At 74.6% G+C, this 25,933-nt stretch carries 1 protein-coding gene (only partly in view); it reads left to right on the top strand.

Annotation, left to right across the window (positions count from 1 at the left end):
* A protein-coding gene (locus ACQEVB_RS22375; RefSeq protein WP_432974484.1) for a hypothetical protein crosses the window boundary here: on the top strand, positions 1-25,933 show its 5' portion. 404 nt of this gene lie beyond the right edge of the window; 25,933 of the gene's 26,337 nt are visible here — the first part of the coding sequence; its start codon is at positions 1-3; its stop codon lies off the right edge, out of view.

The following is a 25,933-nucleotide window of genomic DNA, read 5'->3' on the forward strand; positions in this document are numbered from 1 at the left end:
ATGGCCTCGACTTCGCTGTTGAAGGGAGGCAAGGACAGCGGGGACAACGGCGGTGACGGGAACGACGGCGGAAACAACGGCGGCGGCAACGACGACGGCGGGCACGGTTCCGACGGCGGCGACAAGGGCGGCGACAAGGGCGGCGACGACAACGGCGGCAAGTCGGACGACGGCGGTGGGTCGAAGTCGGACAACGACGGCGGCGAAGAGAAGCAGCAGAAGTCGGACGACGGAGAGAAGTCGCAGAAGTCGAACGACGACGGTGACAAGAAGCAGTCGCACGACGACGACGGCGAGAAGAAGCAGGCGAAGTCGGACGACGGCGAGAAGAAGCAGCAGAAGTCGGACGACGGCGAGAAGAAGCAGTCGCACGACGAGAACGCGAAGAACGAAGACCGGCAGCGGTCGAGCGACGACGAGGCCCGATCGGAGCAGAAGTCCGAGAAGCACGAGAAGGCCGATTCCTCGGACGACGGCGAGCGCAAGCAGGTCTCCGCGGACGACGTCAAGGAACTGCGGGATCGGTTCGCGTCCGACACCAAGGCCGTCGCGAAGGAGATCGAGCACCGCTTCGGCGAGCGCGACAACGACGATTCCGAGACCCCGGATCGCGACCGCGCCGACGGCGACCGTGCCACCAACCACCGCAACGGCGACGACAACGACCACAACGCCGGCGCCGAGGAGTTGCGGAAGACGGTCGCCGGGATCGTCAGCGACACGATCGAGCACGACGCCCGCGCCGATCATGACGACCCTGCCGACCGGGTTCACGAGATCGGCGACCGGATCAGGCAGAAGGTCGAGGAGAAGGTCCGGGAGAAGGTCGGCGACGCCGTCCGTACCGTCGAGGAGCGGATGGACGATTCCGAGCGAGCGACGTCGGCGAAAACCAGTTCCGCCGAGGCCGACGCCGAGAGGAGCGACGACTCCCCGCGCGCTGCGGTGCGGTTCGCGAAGGAACTGTCCGGGCAGTGGCAGGAGTTCGGCGACCGCATGCGCGACAAGGTCGACGCGGTGCGTTCGGCGGCGGAGGACGGTGGTGACGTCCGGGGTGCGGTGCGCGATCTGGTCGACGCGACGTCGGATCTGCCGGGCGGGCACGAGGTGCGTCGGGTGGTGCAGGCTGCCGCGGAGTACGCGATGTCGGCGGTGGACGGTTCGGGCAAGCACGGCGAGATGGGTGTGCTGTCGAACGACAGCGGGTCGGCGGGGCAGTGCACCGGCTCGGCGCACGACTGTGCGGGGGCGGGGTCGGCGCAGAACGCGGTGCTGCTGAAGTCGGGTCGGGGCCCGCCATCGCACGACGCGGATGGTCACGCTCGGTCATCGCGGCACGGCGACGACTCGGATGGTGACTGGTCTGATCACGACGGCGATGAGCACGAGCCGAACGCGACCGATGACTACCTGAACGATCGGATCGCGGCGGACAAGGGCGAGAAGGACCTTGCCGAGGCGAAGAAGAACGCCGACGCGGGGAAGATGACCGCTGCTGACTATTCGGCGGCGGAGAAGGCGCAGTCCGAGCGTGAGACCAAGGCTGCGGCGTCGCGGGAGCAGGTCTCCGACGAGGACGCGCAGTTGGTCGATGAGGTGGTCGACGGGCATGCGGAGCTGTCGGCGACGCAGGCGAAGCTGGCTGCGGAGGACAAGCAGGTCGCTGCCGGTGCGGTGAGCAGGGACGCGCACGAGCAGAACGTGGCCGCCTACGAGCAGCGCCGTGAGCAGGTGTACGAGCAGACCGATCGGTTGCGGGAGGCGACGGGTCGTGGGTCGCCGGACACCGTGTCGGACGCTGCGTCGGATGCCGGGGACGGTGCGGCCGCGGGTTGTGGCGCGAGTGGTGCGTTCGTGGAGTGCCGCGCGGTCACCGCGGATGATCGTGAGCAGGGCCGCTACAACGGCGACGGTGATCGGGGCGACCGGGGTTCAGGGGACAGGTGTGTCGCCTTGGCCGGGGTGTCGTCCGGGTGCGGGGCATCCGCCGGGTCGGGCGACAGTGCGGCGAGTGCGTCGTGTGATCTGACTGCGGGGTCGTGTTCGACGTCGAGCCGTAAGGGTTCTGGCGAGGACGCGGTGGTGGCGAATGCCCGGTTCGAGTTGGGCAAGGGCGATGGTGGCGCGTCGACGCGAGCGACGAGTGATGGCGCGACGATGGCGTGCCGCTCCAGCGGTGGCGGTTGCAGCGGCGACACCACCGGCCCGCCGCGCTCCGGCCAGGACGGCCGCGGGGTCGCGGGGGAGAAGACGGCCCAGAAGACGGCCCAGAAGACGGCGCAGAACGCGTCGTGCACGGGGACCTGCTCGATCGACGGGCGGGCCGACCGCTGGGGCGCGGAAGGTTCCTGCTCCTCGGAGGCTGGTACCTGCGCGGCCGCCAGCACCGGACGCGACAGCGACAAGGCCGGCGACAAGACCGGCGCCGTTGCGGTGAACGCAGCGGCCGGCCCGACCGAGCAGCGTTCCGGCGCGGCGACGGCGAAGGGCGACTGCGCCTCCACGGCGGGCCGCTGCGAGGTCACCACCCGGGTGCACGTGGGCGAGCAGGCTTCGGCGGATGCGTCGGCGCGGTGCTCGCAGGGCGCGACCGGGTGCACCGGTACCGCGGCCACGGCGAGCAACGGCGAGCACACCGAGACCCCCGCGGTGGTCGCGGCGGCGGTGGCGGAGAAGCCGCGGACCCGCGCCACGAACGCCGCGGCGGATTGCGCGGTCACCGCCGGCGGGTGCTCGGCGCACTCCGGTGCGGACGCCGACCGCGGCGACCAGGGCGCGGCGCAGGCCACCGTGCAGGTCGACGGGTCGGGTCGTGGTGCGGCGTCGACGGCGTCGACGGTCAACGGTGTGGCGACCACCCGGGATGGGTCGGGCAAGGCCGACTGCACGGTGGCCGGCGGTTCGTGCGGGGCCTCGTCGGACACCCGCGCGGACAACCCCACCGAGACCCGGGCGGCCCGCTACACGTGGGACGCGGCCACCGGTGCGGTGACCCGCATCCCGGGTGCCACGGTGGACGGTGCGGGTGCGGCGGTGTCGGCGGTGAACGCGTGGGTCGACTGCGCCACCGCGACCTGCACCGGTGCCACCACCACCGCGACCACCGGCAAGATCGCCGCCCCGGTCGCGGCCCCTGTCGACCCGGCGGCTGCCCCGGTGCCGGCTGCTCCGGTGACGGGGGTGCGGGACACGACGGCGTCGTCGACCTGCTCCACCACCGGCGGCTCCTGCGGCAGCCACGCCCGGTCGCAGGTCGGCGACACCACCGGGTCGCGCGCCGCGACCGCGGCGGGGGTGCGGGAGTTGACCGCGTCCAGCACCGCCGGCGCCGGCGCGGACTGCCAGTTGGTCGGGTGCCTGGGCGCGGCGGGGTCGACGACGGCGGGGGGCGCGACCGGTGATGTGACCGGGGTGCGTGACAGCCAGGCCAGCACCGGGTGCACGGTGCACGGCACGGGTGGGGGGTGCTCGACCGAGGCGACGACCGCGGTCGCCAACCGCGCCCCGACCGTGTCGAAGGCGGACCTGACGTCGGGTGTGGCGCAGGTGTCGGGTCCGGTGTCGACCTCCGACGCCTCGGCGACCGTGCAGTGCGCGGGTGCGGCGACCGAGTGCGGCGGGACCACGCTGGCGGCCACGAGTGCCCGCGACACCGCGGTCACCGAGAAGCCGCGGGGTACCTCGACCACCAGCGCGTGCACGGTGACCGGTGGTGGGTGTCGCGGCGAGTCCAGCTCGGCCGCTTCCAGTGCCCCGGACTACGTGATGGTGGACCCGGCCACCGGCAAGCCGCTGGCCGGTCAGGCGTTGGCCGGTCCGTCGTCGGTGGCGCGGTCGAACGCGTCGCTGGACTGCCAGAGCGCGTGCACCGGCACGGTGACCACCACCACGACCGCCTACGACGAGACCACCACGGCGGGTCCGCGGACCTCGACCGGTACCGCGTCCTGCACCGGGGGGACCGGCGGTTGCCAGGTGCGGTCGAGCTCGACCGCGGCCACCGGGCCGGGTGCCGCGCTGGCGCTGGCCGGTGACAACCAGGCCACCAACGTGGCCCGGCTGCCCGCCGGCCCGTCGGCGGCGTCGGTGGCCGGTGCGCTGGTGGTCTGCCAGGGCACCACCACCTGCACCGGGAAGGCCACCTCCGCGGCGACCGCGACCGACCCGGCCGTGTCGGCGAACCCGCGCGGTTCCTCCAGTGAGAGCGTGTGCGAAGGCGTCACCGGTGGCATCTGCCAGGGCGTGACGAACTCCGGTGCCTCGACCGGGCCGGACGCGAACCGGATCGCCCCGATCATGGCCGCCGCCCCCACCGAGAACGCGAAGACCACGACGACCAACACCGGTGACCAGCCCGCCCAGCAGCAGCCGGGTCAGCAGCCGGCCACCCCGCCCGCCCCGGTCGCGCCGGGTTCGTCCGCGAACACCGGCGGGCCGACCGTGGCCGGTGCGTCCTCGTGGACGATGGCCGACGCGATGCTGGACTGCGCCGGCGCGGCGAGCGGCTGCGCGGGCACCGCGCGCACGTCCGCGGCCGGCTCGGACGGTCCGAACACCGTCAACGGCGCCAACGGTGCCCGTGGTCCCCCGGAAGGCCGCGGAACCACGTCGGGCACGTGCGTGACCACCCAGTCCGGGTGCCAGGTCCAGACCAGCTCCACCGCCGGCACCGGCCAGGTCGTTGCCGACATCATCGCCGAGCAGAACACCGACACCGCCAACCAGCTCGCCCAGCAGGCCAAGCAGGCCCGCGCGGACGCCGAGCAGGCCCAGCGGGTCGCCGCCGGCAAGGGCGCGACACCCGAAGACATCAAGAAGGCCACCGACGCCGCCACCGCGGCGACCGAGGCCGAGAAGGCCGCGAAGGACGCCGCGGCACGCGCGGCCAAGCCCGTGACCGACGCCCCGGCCACCTACGCCACCTCCCGCGGATCAGGCGCCTGCGCCGGCCCCGGCTGCGCAGCCGCCGTCACCGGCGACGCCGACTACACGGCCGGCGACGCAGCGGTGAGCAACTCCCACATGGAAGCCGCCTGCATGGCCGGCTCGGCCGCAGGCTGCACGGTCGGATCCACCGCCACCGCGGTCACCACCACCGGTGCCGGGCAGGCCGATGGCTGGTCCGGATCGACGCAGGCGACGGCCCAGCTCGACTGCCCGGCCGGGTGCGTCGGCACCGTCACCGGCCGGACGACCAGCGCGGCCAGCCCGGACGGCGGCGCAGCAGCTGCCGCCCGCGCCGGTGACGGTCCGGTGCCTGCCGCCAACGGGGACGCCACCGACCCGACGTCGGTCTCCGTCGCCGAGGGCTCGACCGGGTGCACCGGGACCCAGGCCTGCACCGCAGCACTGAGCACCGGCGGCCAGGTGGCCGTCGTGCCCGCCGGGGGCGGCCGGTTCGGCACCACCGGCGCCACGATCGAGGGCGCCTGCACCACGGCGACGGGTACGTGCCCGGTCCGCGGTCGCAGCGTCACGGTCGCCACCGACGATCCCGCCACCCTCGCCGGCGGCCTGCGCACGACCACGGCGCCGGCCACCGATCGCACGAGCCACGCCGTCGCCGTCGCAGAGTGCGCCGGCCCCTACTGCCAGGCCGCGACGGGTGGATCCGCGGCTGCCGGTGCCGCGCAGGTCACGGCCGGCTGCGTCGCGACGGGCTGCACGACCCGGACCGAGGGGAACGCGCTGTCGCCGGCGCCGGGCGGCCAGCACACCGCCACCGCCCGCTCCGCGTGCACCGCCGGCCAGGACGGGCAGTGCGCGATCGGTGCCCAGGTCGGCGCGACGCCCGACTTCGCCACGGCAGGGGCCGAGTGCGGCGCGACCGCCGGCTCCCAGTGCTCCTTCGCCTTCCGCGCGGAGGGGCACGCCCGCTCGGCGACGTCGCGGGCCGACGCCGTGGCCCACGGCAGCGGCACCGTGGGTGGCGGGGCTGCCCTGGTGAGCGCGCAGGCCGAGCACGGGGTCGCTCAGGCTCTCGCCGAGTGCGCCGGCACCGCCGGTGTCGACTGCCACCACTCCTACGCCGCGAGCGCCTCCGACTCCGCGGCCAGCGGGGGGAGCCGGGCGCACGCGTCGGCGTCCGGGTCCGGCAGCGGTGGGATGGGCCGCGGCGCGGTGACCGTGACGGCGCAGGCCTCGGCCGGTCCGGGACAGGCGGCGGCGGCCGCGTCGTGCACCGGTGCGCCGAACTGTCGCCACTCCTACTCGGCGAGCGCGGCGGCGTCGGCGTCCGGTGGCGGCAGCCGGGCGCACGCGTCGGCGTCGGGGTCCGGCGGCGGTGGAGTGGGTCGCGGCGCGGTGGCCGTGACGGCGCACGCTTCGGCCGGTCCGGGGCAGGCGTCCGCCTCGGCGTCGTGCACGGGCGCGCCGAACTGCCGCTACTCCTACTCGGCGAGCGCCTCCGGTTCCGCCTCCTACGACGACGGCGTCCATCGCTCGTGGGCCAGCGCGCACGCGTCCGGCAGCGGTGGCGGCAACGGGCCGGGCGGCGGCGGGGTCGCGGTGCACGCCATCGCCCGTGCCGGCAAGGGCTACTCGATGGCCGCGGCGGGATGCAGCGGCGCCGCGAACTGCTCCGCCTCCTACTCGAGCCATGCCGAGGCCGCGCAGACGGTCGGCGGGCAGCACGGCGAGGCGTGGTCGACGTGCTCCGGCGGTGGCTCCGGCGGTTCGTGCAGCACGCAGGCGACGGTGAAGGTCGACGCCGACAGCGCGTTCGCCCAGGCCGGGTGCTCGGGCACCGGCCACTGCGCCTCCCACTACGCGACGAGCTCCGCGTCGTCGGCTGCCGGCACCGGCATCAGCGGCGACTCGGGCGGCCACTGCTCGGGCGACCAGGCGTCGGGCGGGTACTGCGCCACGGGCTCGACGGCCGTCTACGACGAGAAGACGGGCCAGCTGAAGCTGTCGTCCTACTGCGCGACCGAGGGCGGCGCGTGCAGCCGGTACGCCAACCTGAAGATCGACGCCTCGTCGCCCAACGGCGAGCTCAAGGGCCTCGGCGGGGGTGTCTGCACCGGCGGCGTCGGCGCCTGCTCCCTCACCGGCGTCGCGAAGTACTACCCGGCCGAGACCGACAAGGACGGCAACCCGGTCCCGCCGACGCTGGTGGTCGGGACCGGGTGCGACAACCAGGGCGCCGGATCGTGCTCGCACTGGTCGACGGGCACGGCGCGGATCTCCGGCGCCGACGGCAAGATCAGCGGGACGGCCGACAACGCGTGCTCCGGCACCGGCGGCTGGTGCTCCACCGTGGTCGGTGGCGGCTTCGACCCCAAGACCGGCGAGATCACCGCCTACTCCAACTGCACGTCCGAAGGCGCGACGTGCACGAGGTCCGAGGCGCACATCGTCGGCGAGATCAGCCGTCCCGGTCAGGCCGTGCCGAACGGGCCCGAGCTGGGCACGATCAAGGGCGACGGCAAGGTCGACTGCGTGAAGACGTCGGGCCTGTGCTCGGTGTACGGGAAGTTCGTCGCGCTCGACCCGGAGCAGGCCTTCGAGGTCGACAAGGACGGCAAGCCGGTCCTCGGCAAGGACGGCAAGCCGATCCTCATCTATGAGACCGACGACAAGGGCAACCCGATCCTGGACAAGGACGGGAACAAGATCCCCGTCTACCTGCCGGCCCGCGTCAACGTCCAGACCGGCTGCTACCCCGAAGGACCGCACTGCTCCCAGGAAGCCCACGTCAACGGCAAGGTGGAGCAGCGCGGCGACCACGAGTGGCACACCGGCGACGCGGTGGCCGACTGCTCCGGCACCTCCGGCAGCTGCAACATCACCGGGGCGGTCGCCTACGACCCGACCAAGGGCAAGGTCCAGGCCTACACCTCCTGCCAGGGGGCGGGCGCTGCCGCCTGCACCCGGTCGGAGACCCACACCCGGGCGTACGCGGAGTCGAAGGACGGCTCGCTCAAGACCTCGCAGAACCCGTCGGACTGCGTGCAGACCACCGGCGTCTGCTCGTCGGTGTCGGTGGCCAAGTTCGTGGACGAGTACGTCGACGCGCCGCCGCCGTGCACCAGCCCGCACGGGTGCTTCCAGAACCCGGCCAGGACCATCCCGGCGCACCTCGAGTTCGGCTCCAGCTGCGACACCGACGGTCCGACCGGCAACTGCCACTACGAGTTCTCCGCCAGCGGCAGCGCGCAGGCCAGCGGCGACAACGGCAACCTCTCGTCCAGCGCGAAGAGCGCGTGCTCGGAGTCGGGCAACGTCGGTGGCGGCTGGTGCTCGATCGCGGCGAACGCGAAGATCAACGAGGAGGAGCACCGGGCCGAGGCGGTCGCGTGGTGCCTGGGCAGCGCCGGCGTCACCTGCTCGTACGAGGCGAAGGCCGACTCGAAGCACGAGTCGGACAAGAACAACGCGGAGGCCCACAAGTCCTGCGGGACGAACCAGGCCGGCAGCTGCTCGATCTCGGTGAGCGCGTTCACCATGGGGGGCGACGACGACCGTCGGGGGGTCGCCGTCGCCTCCGGCTCGTGCCAGGACACCAACGGCACCTGCAAGGGCGAGGTCCGCACCCACGTCGACTCCGACTGGGACACCCTCGCCGACTGCAGCACCGGCGGCAACGGGCTCTGCTACGGCGACGCGAAGGCGGAGCGGGCCGAGACCGGCGGCCGCGTCTACGACGACAAGACCGTCCTGAAGCTGCACACCAAGGCGCCGGGTGGGGAGGACAACAAGGAGTGCAGCGAGACGTCGGGTGGCTGCCAGGACGGCTACTCGGAGGCGCTCGACGGCAAGGCCATCGTGCTCGGCCGCAACACCGAGAAGACGGTGGGCGGGTTCTTCAAGAACCTCGGCCGCGACACCTGGGCGGTCGTCTCCGGCGCGATCCCCGGGCTCGTCGGAGCGGTCGGCAAGGAGCTGTGGAGCTGGGTCACCTTCGCCCCGTGGGGCGACGAGTACGCCGAGAACCGGCCGCTCACGGGCGGGATCTGGAACGGCATGGTCGGCTTCAAGGAGCGCTGGATCGACGGCGACACCACCAAGCTCGGCAACGACTACTACTTCCGGCCGGTCTCCACGGCGCTGGAGGACATCGGCACGGTGGCGCTGGTCGCGCTCGGCGCCGGAGCGGTCATCAAGGCCATCTCGCTGGGCGCCAAGGGCGCCGGTCTGCTGGCCGGCAGGGTGGGCGCGGCGGCCGGCATGCGGGGCATGACGGCGGCAGGCGCGCGGCTCGGCACGTGGTCGGCGGGGCTCGACGGCGTCGCAGGCAGCGTGCTCCGCGGGTCCATCAGGACGGGCAACGTCGCCATGCTCCCGCTGAAGATCAACTTTGCGGTGGCCCGGTTCGTGTTCGGCCGTGGCGGCGCGGCGCTGCTCCCGCGCCTGGCCGCCGGGGCCGAGGCCGGTGCGGCTGCGCTCCGGGGCCGCGGCACGGCGGTGGGCGAGGCCGGGGAGCTCACGAGCGGGCTCCGCGCCGGCGGCCTCGCCGACGTCCTCACCCGGACCGCGGGCGGGCTCCGCACGGGTGCGCTCGCCAGCGAGGTCGTGGCGCGGGGCGGCATCTTCGGCCGCTACAACTTCGACGGCACCCGGTACATCCCCGGTCTGATCTCGACGCTGCGGGCCTACGGCAGGCTGGGCCTCGCGTTCGGCCAGACGGCCACGCCCGAGGCCGTGGCCGCCGCCCATCGCGCCGCCTCGGTGCGGGAGTGGGGCGTCGACGCGGTCGGTGGTCGGCCCAGCCTGCTCGCGCGGGTCTTCGGACCCGAGACCGCCAACGCGATCCGCCAGGCCGCCCTCGACCGGGCCAACCGGCTCGTCCAGCTCGACCAGCTGATGCGCAACGGTGGGACGACCACGATCCGGCCCACGGTGCCGATCGCCGAGCTGTCCCCGCAGGAGCTCGCCGACCTGACCGGGCTGTCGGTCGAGGAGATCACCGCCGCCGGCTGCCACGCCCTGTGCGTGGTCGACGACTTCGTGCGCGACGCCCCGATGCACCAGGGCGATCTCGTCCTCTACACCCACGACGGCCGGATCTTCATCGACTCCCGCCTCGTGGACGCCCTCCACGACGGGACGATCACCCGCGAGGTGTTCGCCGACATCGTCCGCAACCAGCTGGACGAGCTCCGCAGCGGCGTCCACGGCGACGCCTACCCGCTGCCCTCCCTCGACGAGCTGGCCGGCCTGACCGACGATGCCGCCCGGCCGACCTCGTCCGTCCGGCAGGCGCCGGACGGCCCGGGCGATCCCGGCGCGCCCGGTGGTCGGCAGCCCGGCCCGAAGCCCGGCAACGAGCCCGGCCAGCCCGCGCTGCCCGGTCCGCAGCCCGGCGGCGAGCGGCTCGGCGGCGGACGGCAGAAGAACGGCAGCGGTGGACCGGACCCGTTGCCCGGCGATCCCGACCACGGCGGCGGTCCGCGCCCGCACACGGACGACACCGCGCCCGATCCCACCCGCCCCGGCGAGCAGCGTGAGCTGGACCCGGCCGCTGACAACCTCGACCTGCCGCCCCCGGGCGACGGCAGCACCCCGACCCACACCGGCGCGGAGCCGGTACGACCCGACGAGAACGACACTGGCACGACCACCGACGCAGGCGAGGAGGCACTGCCAGGAGCAGCCGACGACAGCACCACCACGAACCACGCCGAGGGTGAGCAGGACGGCCCGGGCGTGACGGACCCGGCGGACGACGCCGGGGGTTCGCAGGGCGGCACGCCGTCCCAGCGGACGACGACCGACGGTGACCCCGCACGGCCAGGATCAGGATCGCTCGACGGCGAGCCCGTCCCGGCCACCGAGGACACCGACCCGGCTACGACGACCAGCACGAGGACCGAGGCGGACTTCGCGGCCGAGGTCGCCGAGACCCACTCCTACTGGGAGCGGTTCCGGCGCTTCACCGACGAGCACCTCCTGCGGAGGTTCCAGCAGCTGGCCGGCGAGGTGCGCCGTGGGGAGCGCACGGTCGAGGACGCGGTGATCGAGTGCACCGCCCTCGCCTGCGAGGCCTCCCGACGCAGTGGCATGACACCGCGCGACGACCAGATCGCCGCGACGATCGCCATGGCTCGCGAGGACCTCGTCCAGATGGTCACGGGCGAGGGCAAGACCCTCACCGGGTCGCTGACGGCGATCGTGCGCAGCGTGGACGCGCGCGACGCCGCTGGACGGCCCGTCGAGGGCGGTGGCGTGCAGTGGCTGACGCTCAACGAGAAGCTCGTCCGCGACGCGTTCGGCGTGCTGCGACCGATCGCCGACCGGCTCGGCGTGACCGTCGACGTCGTCGTCCCCACCCGGAGCCCCACCGGCAGGAGAACGGCCTACCAGGCCGACATCGCGATCGGCACGGCCAGCGAGTTCGTGTTCGACGCGCTGCGGGCCAGGAACCAGCCGGGCGACCCGGTGCACCAGAACCGCGGCGGCTTCCGCCTGATCGACGAGGTCGACCTGGTCCTGCTCGACGAAGGCGCCACACCGCACGTGCTGGCGGAGGCGGCCAAGCACGCCGGCGTGCCGGTGGCGGACCTCGTGTGGGCGGCCAAGGCCGCGACGCAGCTCGAGCCGGGCCTGCACTACACGATCGGTCGCAACGGGGTGCGGCTGACGAAGGAGGGCATCGAGTTCCTCGGCACGTTGCCGGAGGGCCGGAACCTGCCCGAGGCCCGCGACCTGGGCTCGCGGGCGAACGCAGGGCTCACCCGGCACGTCGAGAACGCGCTGGCGTTCGACCTGATCGTCAGGAAGGACGTGGACTACGTCGTCACGGACGGCAAGGTCCTCATCGTCGACAAGCACGGCGAGCTGCTGACCGACGGTCGGCGCTGGAACGACGGCCTGCACGAGGCCATCGAGTACCGCGAGAACGTCGAGATCGGCGCGCCGACCCGCGTGCTCGACTCGATGACGATCCTCGACTTCATCGGCGACGGCCCGTACGGCGGCATGACCGGCACCGCCGGCGGGCCGCGGTTGAACGGCAAGGACGTCGTGCACATCACGCCGCACAGGGGCGAGAACCGCATCGACGGCACCGTCACCTACCGCAACGCCACGGAGAAGTGGCAGGGCATCCGCGACGACATCATCACCACCTCGCGGACCGGGCGCCCGGTGCTCGTCGTGGCGGGGTCGGTGCTCGACGCGGTCCGGCTCGCCCGGGACCTCCGCGCGGAAGGCGTGGACGTCAGCCTGATCACCGCGCTCGCCTCCGGGGCCAGGATGGACCGGATCATCGCCGACGCCGGTCGGGCCAACCGGGTGACGGTCGCGACGAACCGTGCGGGCCGCGGCATCGACATCCGCCTCGGTGGCGACGTCGAGTACCTGGCCCGCGAGTCCGTGCACCGCGAGTACCCGGGCCTGGAGGCCGTCGACCGCGCCCGGTACGAGTCGCTGCTCCGGGCCGCCCGCATCGAGGCCCGCGACCGGATCCAGTCGGCGCACGACATGCTGAACGAGGCCGGCGGCCTGCACGTGGTGATCACCGAGTTCATGGAGTCCGGCCGGATCGAGATGCAGGCCCGCGGCCGCGCCGGCCGGCAGGGCGAGAACGGCAGCTCCACCGTCCACCGCTCGTTCGACGATCCGGTGCTGCAGCCGGCCGGCCGGCAGGAGCTCTCGGCGGGCGACCCCGCCGTCGACCCCGCCGTCGAGGCCGTCGCGATCGACCTGGACTCCATCGGGGTGGACGCGCTCTTCGACCTCGCGCGGTCCGAGGCCGAGCTCGCGGCCCGGCGGCAGCAGCGCAGCGTCGTCCAGGAGGCCCGGCCGACCGAGCAGGCCCGGTCCGGTGAGCGGGCGGGTACGGCGCCCGCCCCGTTCACGGTCCCGGCGAACCCGGCCGGCATCGACCTGCGGCAGCTGGCACTGGCCCGCGCCGGCCAGCCGATCCCCGGCCTCACGGACGCGCAGAACGAGCGGGCGCAGGAGATCGCCGGCCGGTTCGCCGTCGAGGACTACCCGGGCAGCCAGGAGCAGGTCTACGCGGCCGACGAGCTCGCGGCGCTGATCCCGCTGCGCACCTTCCACCTGCACCGGTACACGGCGGCCGACGTGGAGCGGGCGGTCGAGGCACAGCGGACGCTGCTGAACGGTCTGACCGCGCTCTCACGGCTCGACGAGCTGGGCGAGCGGCTCGGCATGGACCGCGCCGAGCTCGCGGCGACCGTCGCCGTCGCGGAGCAGATGCTCGCCGAGCGCCGGCGCTTCCCGTCCGCGGAGCCGCTGGACCTCGACCCGGCCGATCGGCTCCGCCTCTCGGCGCTCTCCGACCGGGAGCTGCAGGCGCTGGTCGACTACGCCGCCGGCGTCCCCATGGCGGAGATCGCGGACCGGCTCGGCGTGCCGGTCGAGGGCCCGGCCGGTGTCGGCTGGTTCCTCCGCCTCGACGCGCAGCAGCCGGGCACCGTGATCGACAAGCTGACGCGGGAGTTCGTCAACGACCCGGTGCACGGCCCGCACACGCCGGCCGGTCGCCGCGTGCGGTCCGAGGCGGGGGAGCGGGCCGCGGTGGTGGCCGAGCCGGCCGCGCTGGCGCTGCTCGCGGAGGAGCTCGGACGCGACGCCGCCGCCGTGCGGAACATGGTGCGCGACGAGGTGCAGGCCGGCCGGCCGCAGCTCGACGAGCGGCAGCTGCAGCACCTGGTCCGGGAGCGGATCCTCGCCTGGGCCGCGTCGATCGATCCCGACGGGCTCGCCCGCCGCGTCGCGGAGGACACCACGCCGGGCACGTGGTCGGTGGTCCGCGACCACCTCGGGGAGCTCTACCGCGGCAACCGGCTGGACCCGGCCGAGTACGACGTGCTCTGGTCGGTCCCGACCGACCGGATCGAACGGCTGATCGCCCACCTGCCCCGCCGCCACCGCGACCACGTGTACCGCACCCTCCTGCAGGCCGGGATCACCTCGGTCGCCCAGGTCATGGGCATCCCCTCGGCCCAGCTCGCCGCGCTCGACCTGCCGCGGTCGGCTCTGCGAGGAGCGCTGCGGAGGCTCGCCGAGAACCCCGACGCCGCACCCGCGGCCGAGGCCAGGGACCGGCACACGGCCGCCGCCCTCGCGACCCGCACCGACTGGACCCACGCCGACCTCGCCGAGGCGCTGCGGATCGCGGCCGGCCTCCCGCAGGACGTCGACGTGCCCGTCACCCCGGAGCGGCTCGACGACCTGCGCGCGATGACCGGCATCGACCGGCTCGCCGTGCTCGCGGACCTGCTCCTGAACCACCACCGGGCCGGCCTGCTCACCGACGCCGACCGGGCGGTCCTGCCCGTGGCGGCGCTGGACCTGCTGGTGCGGGCCCGGGCCGGCGCGCTCACCGACGCCGAGCTGGCCGGGCTCGTCGCCCGCGGCTCCGGCGCGCTGCGCCAGCCCGCCGACCCGCAGCGGACCGGCTCCGTCGGGCACCTCGAGGCGCTCCTCGTGCTCGACGCCCACGTGCAGGCCCGCCGCGGCGAGCCGACCCCGACGCGGCCGGAGGCGCCCCGGGGCGAACCGACGGCGGCTCTCACGCTCGGCCTCGCGATCGTCGCCGGCGCGGCGGGCGGCATCGGACTCGCCGTCCTCGGCGGTGCGGGAGCGTCCGGTCTGATCATCGGCACGACGGCCGGGGCGGTCGCCGCGGCCGCCGTCGCCGGCATCGTCGGCCTCGTCCGCAACCGGGGACCGCCGGCCGGCCCGCCCACCGCGTCGACGCAGCAGAGCATCGCGTCGACCCGGAACACCGCCGGCACCGCGGCTCGCGGCGCCGGATCCCGACCCGCGGCGATGGCGCGCGCCGTCACCAGGGTGGTCGTCGTGACCGCGGCGCTGGTCGGTCTCCTCGGCTCGTCGTGGCTCGGGCTCACCTCGAGCGCCGAGGCGAGCCCGGTGGCACCGGCGCACGCCGTCGTGTCGGTCGTCGCGTCCGCACCCGTCGTGCACCCGCGGCCCGGCGACACGTGGGCGACGCTCGCGGCGCGGCTGCCGGGCGTCACCGCGGAGGGCCTGATCGCGCGCAACGCGCCGGGGCCGGCCCGGCCGGGTGACCGGGTGCCCGTCGGCACGCCGATCACGGTGCCGCAGGGCTGGACCGGTCAGACGGTGGTGCGGCCGAACGACCGGCTGACCTGGATCGCGGAGCGCTTCGGGATGTCCCCGGAGGAGCTCGCGCAGCTGCAGGGCGACCGGTTCCGCGTGGGCGGTCGCATCGACGCCGCGGCGATGGACCTGATCCACCCGGGCGAGCGGTTCGTCGTGGTGCCGGCCTCCTCGCTCGAGCCGCCGGCGCCGCCGGCGCCGCCCAAGGTCGATCCGGGCACCGGGTCGTCGAAGAAGCCGGAGACCGGCACCCCGACTGCGCCGCCCACGAGCACGACCGGTCCCGACCCGGGGACCGCGCACCCGCCGGCCGTGGTGGCGCCCCAGTCCGGCTCCGGCATCTGGTCGACGGTCCTGCTGACCGGTGGCCTGCTGGTCGGCGGTTACCTCGCGGCGGCGCTCGTCGTGCTGCGCGGGGAGCTGCGGCGGTTCCGGCAGGCCCGGCGGGCCGACGCGGAGTCGCCCGAGATGGCCCGCTCCGCGGACGACGTCCTGTACCGGCTGTCGGTGGTGCTGGGCACCACGGCCGGCGGAGACGCGGTCGCGGAACTGGTCGAGGCGGAGCGGCGGCTGGCGGCGGCCCGGGCCGCGCTGGCCGCAGCCCCCGACGACGCGGCGGCGCAGGCTGCGGTGCGCGCGGCCGCGGCGGCCCGCGAGCAGGCGTCGGACGCGGTCGCCGGGATCGTGGGCTGGCTGCTCGTGGACGCCGTCCGTCTGGGGATCACGGACCGGCGCATCGCGAAGGCGCTCGGTGTCGCCGTGGTGGTGGCCACGGCACTGACCGCCGACACCCGCGCGACGCTGCCCGCGCGCACCGCGGCGCCGAGGTTCGGGCTGGTGTCCGATCGCAGGCTCGCCCGGCTGCGTGACGAGGTCGAGGAGTCCACCGGCACGGTGGAGGACGCCCGGGACAAGCTGGACGACGCGACGGTCCTGATGGCGCTGTACCGCACGCGGGTCCGGTCGACGCTGGAGTCGGGCGTGCGGTGGGTGATGTTCCCGCAGGGCCGTCGCCCGGGTGACGAGCGGCAGCTGCGGCGGATCGCGGACCGGCTGGGCATTCCGCTCGAGCTGGCGCGCGCGTACGCGACCGACCCCGACATCTCGGCCGACGTTCCCCCGGCGGTGGGCGGCAAGCCGGGCCGGCACCGGTCGTTCACCGGCGACCTCGCGCACGTCGTCGAGGCGCTGGCGGAGTCGCGGAGGGCGCTCGCGGGGGCGGAGGCCACGTACGCCGACGCCCTGCGGGCCTGGGAGTCGGCGGTCGCGGCGCACCGGACGCTCATGGCTAACCGGGCGTTCACCGCCCTGCACGACGGGCACTCGGCGCGCGACGTGGCACGGGCGATCGGAGTTCCGACGGCTGCGATCGACGCCGACGCGAGCACTCCGGCCGACGTCCTCGACCTGCGTCCGGCCCTGCCGGCGGCCGCCCTCGCCGGGCTGGCGACCGGATCACCTCTGGCGCGGCCGCGGGCGGTGCCGGCCGGCCGGTCCGGCACGGGCGTGGACGACGGCGGGTCCGGTGTGCGGGGGCCGCCGTGGGAGCGGCGGGTCCCCGCGCTGGGCGCGGCCCGACGCGCGCTCGTGGCGGCGCTGCGGAGCCGGACGGCCGAGTGGACCGAATGGCAGGACCGCGACCGCGAGGCCGGCGAGGCGCAGGCGCGGTACCGGGCACTGCGCGACGAGCTCGTCGAGGCCGCGGGCGGTCTGCTGTCGGTCCTCGACAACAGCGGCCACCAGCTGGCACCGACCGACACCGCAGCGACGTGGCGGGAGCGCAAAGCCGCGCACGAGGCCGCGATCGCCCGGCTGCGGGCGGCCGGACGGGTCGCCGCCGACGCTGCCGCGGCGGCCGCCCGGTCCAGGCAGGCGTTCGTCGACGCGGTCGAGCCGGCGGTGGCGGCCGCCGGCGCGGCCGGGGTGCCGTTCGTGGCGATCACGCGCTGGACCGGGCTGAGCTGGCCGGTCGTCTCCAGGCTGACCGGGCTGGCACGGCCGGACCCGGAGGCGCGCAACGCGATCTGGGACCCGATCTTCCTCGCCTGGATGCGGTTCAACGGGCGGGTGCACCTCGACAACAAGGTGAAGCTGCCGAGCGGTGAGGTCGTGTCGACGCGGTGGCTGCGCGAGCAGCTGCGCCGGGAGGGCGTGACGGCGGCCGGACTGACCGGCCTGGGCGTGGACCCGCGGGTGGCCGACCTGATCGGCATGTCGCGCATGCCGGTGTTCGACCTGTCCGACGGGCACTTCCACCACATCGGCTACGACGACCCGCGGGCCACGTCGATCCGGGGCTTCCTGCAGCGGTTGGCCGGTGACGGGCACCAGGGCGTGATCACGTTCCACCCGATCCCGCAGCGCGGGAAGGGTGCCTCGACGACGGGCGGGACGTTCTACTACGCGGTCACCAACGCGCTCACGCTCGGGCTCGTGTTCAAGGTGCCGATGCTGCAGATGTGGGGCACCTTCCCCGACGTCCGGCTGGTGGACGCGGTGCGGCGGCTGCCGCCGCACCTGGCGTGGCGCGCGGTGATGGGCGTGACGGGTGCGCGCCTGGACATCGCGGGTGCCGAGGGCTACCTGCAGACGATGGCGATGATCAACCCCGATCTCGCCGTGATGGTGGGCGAGACGACCATCGCGAAGGAAGCCGTGCGCGACCTGCTCGGTGACGAGGCGATCCACATCCTCAACCCGGAGTGGGACCGCCAGGTGCGGCGCGTGATCACCGCGGCGACCGTGCTCCGAGCGATGCTCGCGGATCCGCGGTCGGGCGTGACGGCCGCGGACGTGCCCGTGGCGCTGCGTCCCCTGCTCGCCGGTCCGCGGGGCCTCGACGGCGTGGAGTCGGCCCAGCTGATCGGCACGCTGCTGCGGGAGATCGACGCGATCAAGCAGCTGCTGGCGGACAGCGGGCTCGACGTCGCGGCCGGGCAGCTCCGCTCGCGCGCCGAGCTGGCGGCCATGCCGGTGCACAACCCGCACGTCGCGGAGCTCCTGCGGGCGTCGGAGAAGATCGGCTACCTGGTCGTGCTGCACAACGACTGGGGTCTTGCCCGGATCCTGGCCGACGGCCGCTTCGGCGAGGAGGTGCCCGACGAGCGGTACGGGATGCCGCTGCTGGCGCTGCTGAAGAAGTTCCCGACGTCGAAGGTGATCCTGGCGCACCTGGGTGTCGGCAAGTGGACGACCTTGTCGGTGGAGCACCTGCAGCTGATCGGGAAGATCCTCGACGACCCGGCCTACGCGCACATCTCGTTCGACATCTCGTGGAACGAGGTGGCGCGGCACCTGCAGGCCACGCCGGAGATCACCGACGCCTTCCTCGACCTGGTCCGCCGGCACCCGACCCGGATCCTCTTCGGGTCGGACGCCGTCAAGCCGGAGTCGAACCCGCAGTACTACCGGCACGCCCACGACATGGAGCGGATCTTCAAGCGGATCCGGGACGAGCTGGGCATGGACGCGTTCCACAACGTGCGCCACGACAACCTGGAGCGGTTGCTGGTCGCGGCCCGCGCGGACGTGCAGCGCTGGGCGTACGTCCAGTGGCGCTCGGGTCTGTGGGACGACTTCCGCGAGACGCTCGACCCGGACCGCCGCGCGGTCGTCCGACGGTTCCTCGCGCAGTACGAGCTGGTCAACGGCGTGCCGACCCCAGCGGAGCAGGCCGCCGTCGAGATCGTGGATCCGCGGGACGTGTTCGACCCGGCCCGTCCCGGCTCGGACCAGGCCCGGAACCTCGTGATGTGGACCGCGTCGGTCAACCACCGGATCACCGCCGGCCGGTTGATCTCGCCGAAGCTGATCGCAGCGTCGCTCAGGGCGGCCCGGGCGAGCTCGAAGGCGCTGAAGGCCGCACGGGCCGAGCGCGCGGCGGCCGAGCGAGCGGCCAGGGTCGGGTTGGACCTGGCCACCGACCTCGGCGGGCTCGGCCTGGTCGACGCCGACGGGCGAGCGGTCACCGTCGAGGCGTTGATCGCCGGTCACCAGTCGTTGCTGGCCACCGACGACCCGGCCGTGGCCGGGCGGGTCGTCGAGCAGGTTCAGGACACCGAGATCGCCCAGCGCGCGGACAACGCCGAGATCGCGAAGCTGCGTACCCGGTTCGTCCGCCTGACCGTCGCCGCGACCGTCATCGCGGGGATCGGGATCGTCGCCGCGGCCTGGTGGCTGCTGCCGCTGTCCTCCGTCGCGGCCGGGTGGGCGTACGCGGTGCGCGGCGCGTTGAACGTGCACCGCACGATCTACGCCACCGAGCTGCGGGTGATGACCGAGCTCGCCCTGGAGCGCAGCCACATCGACCACGACACGGTCCGCAGCCTGATCGCGGTGATCGGCAAGTACGCCGCGCTGGACCGGATGCCGAAGTGGCGGCTGGCCGGGTTCGACCGGCTCGCCCAGCAGGTGCTGGTGGACGCCTGGGCACTGCTCGAGGCGCCGCTCGGCGCGCAGGAGACCGCGGAGAGCCGGCTGCAGACGTCGGTGAAGGAGTTCTCGATCTTCCTGGACAAGGCCGGGAGCGTCCTGGGCGTGCAGGCCCAGTCGATGTACGGGTTCAGCCCGCACGCCGGCCTGCTGGGCCGGCTCGTCAACACCGCGCTCGCCGGCACGTTCCTGGTCAACCTGGCCGGGCACGTCGCGGGCACGCTCGGCGCGGCCGGACCGCTGGCGTTCGCCGTCAACGGCGTGTTCGCGATCGCCGACACGCTGTTCCTGGTCCAGGCGCTCCCGGCGATGATCGCCGGGTGGGTGGGCTTCGACCCGAACCTGCTGCCGCGCATCCGCGCGATCGCGCAGGCCTGGGCGATGCCGGTGATCACCGTGGCGAACTTCCTGTTCTCCGTCCAGGTCGCCTTCGTCGACCAGAGCCTGATGGCCATCGCCGGCGTCGGCCTGACCGTCTCCTCGGCGTACCTGTCCTGGCTCGGCATCTCCTCCGAGCTGCGGCTGGGGCGCATCGCACCGCGCAAGGGCGTGACGGCGAACCTGGTGCTGGCCTCGAGCCTGCTCGCGTTCGGGCTGCACGCGATCGTGCCCGTCGTCGGGTGGCCGGTCGTGCTCCTCGCCACCGGCGGCAGCGCGCTCGCCATGTGGGTGGCCTCTCTCCTGGACAACTGGCGGGCGCGCCACATCCGCGGGCCGCCGGGCGTCCGCCCGGTGCGTGCCGCCACCGACGCCGACCTGGCGCGGATCGCGACCGAGGCGCTGGTGCACCCGGACGGTCACGGGGTCGTCCTCGTCGCGCCGACCGACCGGCTGCGGGCGTTCGGGCTGGACCTGCGCACCGCGCCGGGCCAGGCCACGATCGTGATCCACGGTGACCGGGACGGCTTCCGGTACCTGATCGACGGCGTCGAGGTGCGGCTGACCGGCGAGCAGCTGGCCTTCGTGCTCGACGGGCTCGGCGTGCCGGCGGGGACCATCAGCGAGCTGGTGCTGTGCACCTGCTCCGTGGGGGTCGACCCGGACGGGCCGGTGCGGGAGCTGTCGCGGGCGCTCGGGCTGCCGGTCGTCGCGGCGACGGCTCCGGTGACCGTGTTCTGGACCCGGATGCTCGGCTCGCGCGTCGAGTCCGCCGGCAGCTGGGTCCGCATCGACGGCGACGGGCCGGCCGAGGTGGTGCCCGCGCCCGCCGCGCTGGTCGAGCCGATCACCGTCCACGGTGCCCAGCGCGTCGGCCCGCCGGGGGTGCGGTTGCCGATCGAGCCGCGGGCGCCGCCGGTGCAGGCCGGCAGCGCATCTGCGGCCGACCGGGAGATCTTCGACCGGGTGGTTGCCCGGGTCGGTCAGGCTCTGGAGGCCACGGCCGAGCGGGAGCTGTACCGCGCGGATCCGGATGCCTACCTCAGCCGGGCCGGCTGGGTCCGCAACGTGCGTGGTGGGGCGGTGGAGGAACTCGCCCTGGACGTGATCAGGGCGGCTGAGATCGGCCCGGACGACGTCCTGCTCAAGAACGTGCGGGTGCTGCCGGAGCGGGCCGACGGCACCCGGCTCGGTGACATCGCCGAGATCGACTACCTGATCATCGGCGCGCGCGGTGCCCGGATGGTGGTCAGCGTCAAGAACCGCGCCGCGCTGTCTCCCCAGGAGAAGGACGAACGTGAGGAGAAGGAACGGCGGCTGCTCGACACGCTGTACCGCACGGTCGCTGATGCCGACGGCGTGAGGCGGGCCGTTGAGCAACGGCTCGAACTGCGCGGGGAGGCCCTGACGGAGATCGTCCGAGCGGTCGTGACGTTCGAGGTGGACGGGCAGGCCCGCGAGCTGGAGCTGGGGGACTTCCACAGCACCTACCCGGGCCGCGGCCGCACGGGCGTCGCGCTGAAGCTGCTCACCCCGGCCGACGAGCCCGCCGATCTGAACGTCGCGCTGACCTCCGCCGAGGTCACGGCCGAGGCGCTGGCCGCGGTCGATCGTCGCGTGCAGGTCCTGGACGCTGCGGTCCGCGAGGCCACCGACGCGGACCTGGCACGGATCGTCGGTGAGGCGCTGGTGCATCCGGACGGGCAGAGCGTGGTGCTGGTCGCGCCCGGGGACCCGCTGCGGGGTCTCGGGCAGCGGCTGCGGACCGTCGTCGGCGACGTGACGGTCGTGGTGCACGGGGCCAGGGACGGGTTCCGGTACGTGGTCGACGGGGTCGAGGTCCGGCTGTCCGGAGCGCAGCTGGCGTGGGTGCTGGCGGAGCTGGGCATCGGTCCCGGCCCGGGTGACCTGGTGCTGTGCGCGTGTTCGGTGGGCGCCGACCCGGCCGGGGCGGTGCGGGACGTGTCGCGGTCGGTCGGCCGTCAGGTCGTCGCGGCGACGGCGCCGGTGCTGCTGGCCCCGACGGGACCGAGCAAGGTGAAGGTCCAGTCCACCGGCGGCTGGGTCCGGGTCGACGGCGACGGCAGGGCGGTGCCCGTCCCGGCGCCGCCGGCGTTGGTGAACCCGCGCAACGCGCCCCAGGACCGGACGGTCTCCCCGGCGAGCGAGTGGCTGCCGATCAACCGGCGCGGGCCACCGGTCATGGCTGGGACCTCTGCGAGCCGTGGAACGCGCCCCGCACCGGCCCCGGCTCGGACGGTCGGCGTGCGCGCCGCCGTGATCGCCGGCGCCGCCGTGGCGACCCTGCTGGTCACCGCGTCGCCTGCGTACGCGGCCACCACGGCCGCCGTTGCGGTGGGGTGGCCCCTGGTGCTCGGTGGCGGCGCAGCGATCGCTGCCGCCGTCGGCGTGGTCGTGCTGGTGCGGAGCAAGGTCCGTGCGGCGCGGGCCGCACGGCTGGATGCGTGGACGACGCGGTTGGAGACGTCGGCCGCGCTGGCCGCCCGGCCGGGCTCGCCGTCCGGCACCGCGAGTCCGAGCGCCGTGCTGACCTGGGTGCTGCGCCTGATCCAGGCGGACGGCCGCGCGTTGCTGGGCGATCTGGAGGGCGGCCGGACCGACGGCGCGACCCGGGCGGCCCTGTCGGCCTGGCTGGCCCGCCTGCCGGACCGGACGATCGCGGGCCGGATCGTCGGCGAGCTCGTCGCCGCCGGTCTGCTGCGCCTGGCCGACACCCCGGACGGGGTCGCGGTCGAACCCGCCGGGTCGTTCGCGGAGCTGTGGGGTCAGGTGCCTGCGGAGGTGCGGGCCGCACTGGCCGCAGCTCCGGCCGTGGTGCTGCGTGCGCCGAACCTGGAGGCGCTGTCGGCCGAGCGGCTCGCGGCGGCCGTGCTCGCCGAGCTGCAGGACGTGGTGTGGGCTCGGGCCGAGGCGCATCCGCCGGCCTGGGCGTGGGTGCCGCTGTGGCTGCGCGGCGGTCGGGCCGCGCTGCGGGCGCACTTCGCGCAGCTGCGCGTGGTGAGCCGGGAGATCGACGGGATCGCCCGCGAGTGGGAGGGACTGCAGCGTCGGCTGGACGTGGTGACGGGCTCGGTCGCGAGGATCGAGAGACGGGGCCGGGCTCGCACGACGGCAACGGAACGTCTGCTGGCCGCCGGGCGACTCGGTGGTGCGCGCGGTACGGCGGCCGTCGGCGTCGCCGCGGTGGGCTGGGCATGGGCAGCGGGCCGGCACGCATGGTCGGTGCGGACGCTGCCGGCGCAACTGCGGGGGGACCGGCCGGCACGGGTGGTCGCCACCCTGACCGCGCAGGCGGCCGCCGTCGAGGAACGGCTGGTCGCTGCGCAGGAGCGGGAGCGCGCCGCTGCCGTGCCGGCGACGGCTGCGGCTGCAGCGGCCGGGTACACCCGCGGACAGGTGACGTCGCTGCGCACCCTGACGATGTACGGCTGGCGGGCCCGGTTCCGGGCGCCGACGGCCGGGGCGATGGGCGCCTTCGCCGGGCAGGCCGCCGGCGCGCCCGCGTACGCGTCCGAGGCGTTCGCCGTGCACCTGGGCCAGTCGGTGCAGTGGGTGACCGCGCAGGGCGCGATCGGCACGTCGTTCACGGCGGGGGCGGGGCTGGCCGCTGCGTCGCTGGGCGATCGGCTGATCAGGACGATGCGGCCGACCGTGGCGCTGGGGGTGCTCGGCGCGGCCGCATTGGTGGTGATCGGGGCGACGGGCATCGCGGCGCTGTTCCTGCCCGCGGTGATCATGGTCGGGATGATGGGCACCGCGGGCGGGCTGGCGCGCGGCCGGATGGAGCGGTACCACCCCGCAGCCGTCGAGCTGAAGGACGCCCGCAACGGGCAGTACGAGCTGGCGTTCAAGGCGGTGCAGTTCGTCCTGCCGATCGTGATCACGCAGGGCGTCGCGATCGTCGGGGTGGCGGCGACCTCGCTGGTGCTGGCCGGGATCGCGGCAGGGCTGACCGCTGCGACGTGGTGGGTGCTGCGCGGCGTGGGGCGCGGCGCGTCCCCGCGGGCCCCGCCGAAGATCCGCGAGTCGATCAAGGGCGCGCTGGCGCAGCTCGTCGGTACCCGGCACGGGCTGCTGCGGCTGGCGGCGTCGATCCCGCTGTTCACCGCCCTGACCGGCCTCTACGCCGCGGCGCTCGGCGGCGCGATGGTCGATCAGATGGCCCTGATCAACGACCCGACGCAGGCGGTGTTCACCACGACCGGGGCCGCGGTGACCGCGCTGGTGACGGTCCGCGGCCTGGCGACGATGTTCGTCGGACCGCTGTGGGCGCCGCTCAAGAGGCTCATCGGTGCGCCGGGCGCGATCGCGCGGATGCTGGGCCGCGACGTCGAGGTGGGGCCGGTCAGCGAGGCGCGGGTGCTGACCGGGGTCGCGGTGCTGTCGCTGGTGCTGGCGCTGCCGGTCGCGTGGCTGGCGATCGCGCCCGGGCTGCCGGCGTTCGGGACGGTGCTCACCGCCGGGGCCGTGCTGACGGCGTGGGCGCGGATGCCCGTGGCGCTGTGGAAGGAAGGCGCGACCGGCGCGTCGTTGAACAACACCGCCAAGGCCGGCTCGATCGCGCTCGGCGCGGCGCTCTCCGCGGCCGTCATGGGGGGCTACTCCACGGCGATCAAGGCCCAGGTGGCGCTCGGCGCGCCCGTCGCAGAACTGGTCACTTCCGCGAACCTGCACCTCGCGCTGCTGGCGGTGCCGGTGCTGGTCGCGCCGATCGTGCTGGCCAGGGTGATCGGCGCGCTGCGCATCGGCACCCTCGACGAGCTGCGCGCCCGGATGATCGCCCTCGGCGGGGACGCCACCGCCGCGACCACGATCACCAGCAAGCTCTCCTCCCGCGGCATCGACGACATCGGTTCGGCCGCGGCGCTGTTCGTCGACCCCGGGTGGGCACCGCGGATCGCGCCCACCCGACGGCTGGCGCTGCGGGACTGGCGCCGCAAGGCGGTCCGGCTCACAGCCGACGAGCACGATCTCCTGCTCTCCGCGCTGGCCGCTCCCGATCCTGGTCGCAGCCGTGGCGGCCTCGCCGCAGCCGCGCGCTCCCTGCGCGACCGGTTCACGCGGTCGTCGGCCGGGGCGTTCCTGGCCGCCGCGGGGTGGGGTCTCGGCGTGCTGGCCACCGCCGGGTACGCGATGGCGCTGCTGTCGCAGGCGCTCGGCCTCTCACCCGGCCCGCTGACCACCGCGCTGATGGTCGGCAACGCGGTCGGGCTCGTGCTGTTCGGGCCGCGGTGGTCGGTGTCGTCGCGGCGGTTGCTCGCGGCGCTGTCGCTGGTCGTCGTCGCGGCCGCGTACCCGCTCTTCGCAGCCGGGACGGTCGGGGCGTTCGTCGCCGCGTTCGTGCTCGGGGTGACGGCCAGCGGCTGGGCCGGGCTCAGCTTCCTGGTCGAGGAGTGGCGCAGCCGGGTCGGCGTCGGGGACCGGGCGATCGCCCTCATGCTGTTCGGGTCCGTCCTCGTGGCACCCGTGCTGCTGGCGCTGGTCACACCACTCGTGGCGGTGTCGGTGACGACCGGGGTGGTCGTGCTCGTCGCGGCCGCGGCGGTGTCGGCGGTTGCGTTGTGGTTCACGGTGCCGGCCGAGCAGCCCGACCGTGCGCTCCCGGCCGACCTGCGGCTGCGCGCGACCCTCCTGGCACCCCTGCGCACGTTCCGGCTCGGGGTGGTGCGGACGGTCGCGCTGCTCTACAGCGCCGTCGCGGTCGCCGTCACCTCGTTCGACGGGTTCTGGCGGGCTGCGCTCGCGGCCGGCGGTGCGTCCACGTCGGTGGCGACGCTGGTCGGCTTCTCCGTGGCCGCGGGCGGCGCGGTCGCGCTGGTCGCGGTGCTGGTGGACCAGATGCGCGCCGGCGCCGGTGCGCCCGGCCTGATCGAGCGCAACCCCGTCGGGTTCCTCACCACGCTGGCCGGACTGCTCGCCGCAGGTGGGCTGGTGGCGGTGCTGGGCAGCGCGCTCGGCCCGGTCGGCACGATCCTGACGGTCGGCGTGGCCGCCTACCTGATCGAGGCCGGCGGCACCGGTGCCGTGCTGCCCGTCCAGACGGTGATCC

The sequence above is a fragment of the Pseudonocardia sp. CA-107938 genome, assembly GCF_050936315.1.
Lineage (GTDB): Bacteria > Actinomycetota > Actinomycetes > Mycobacteriales > Pseudonocardiaceae > Pseudonocardia.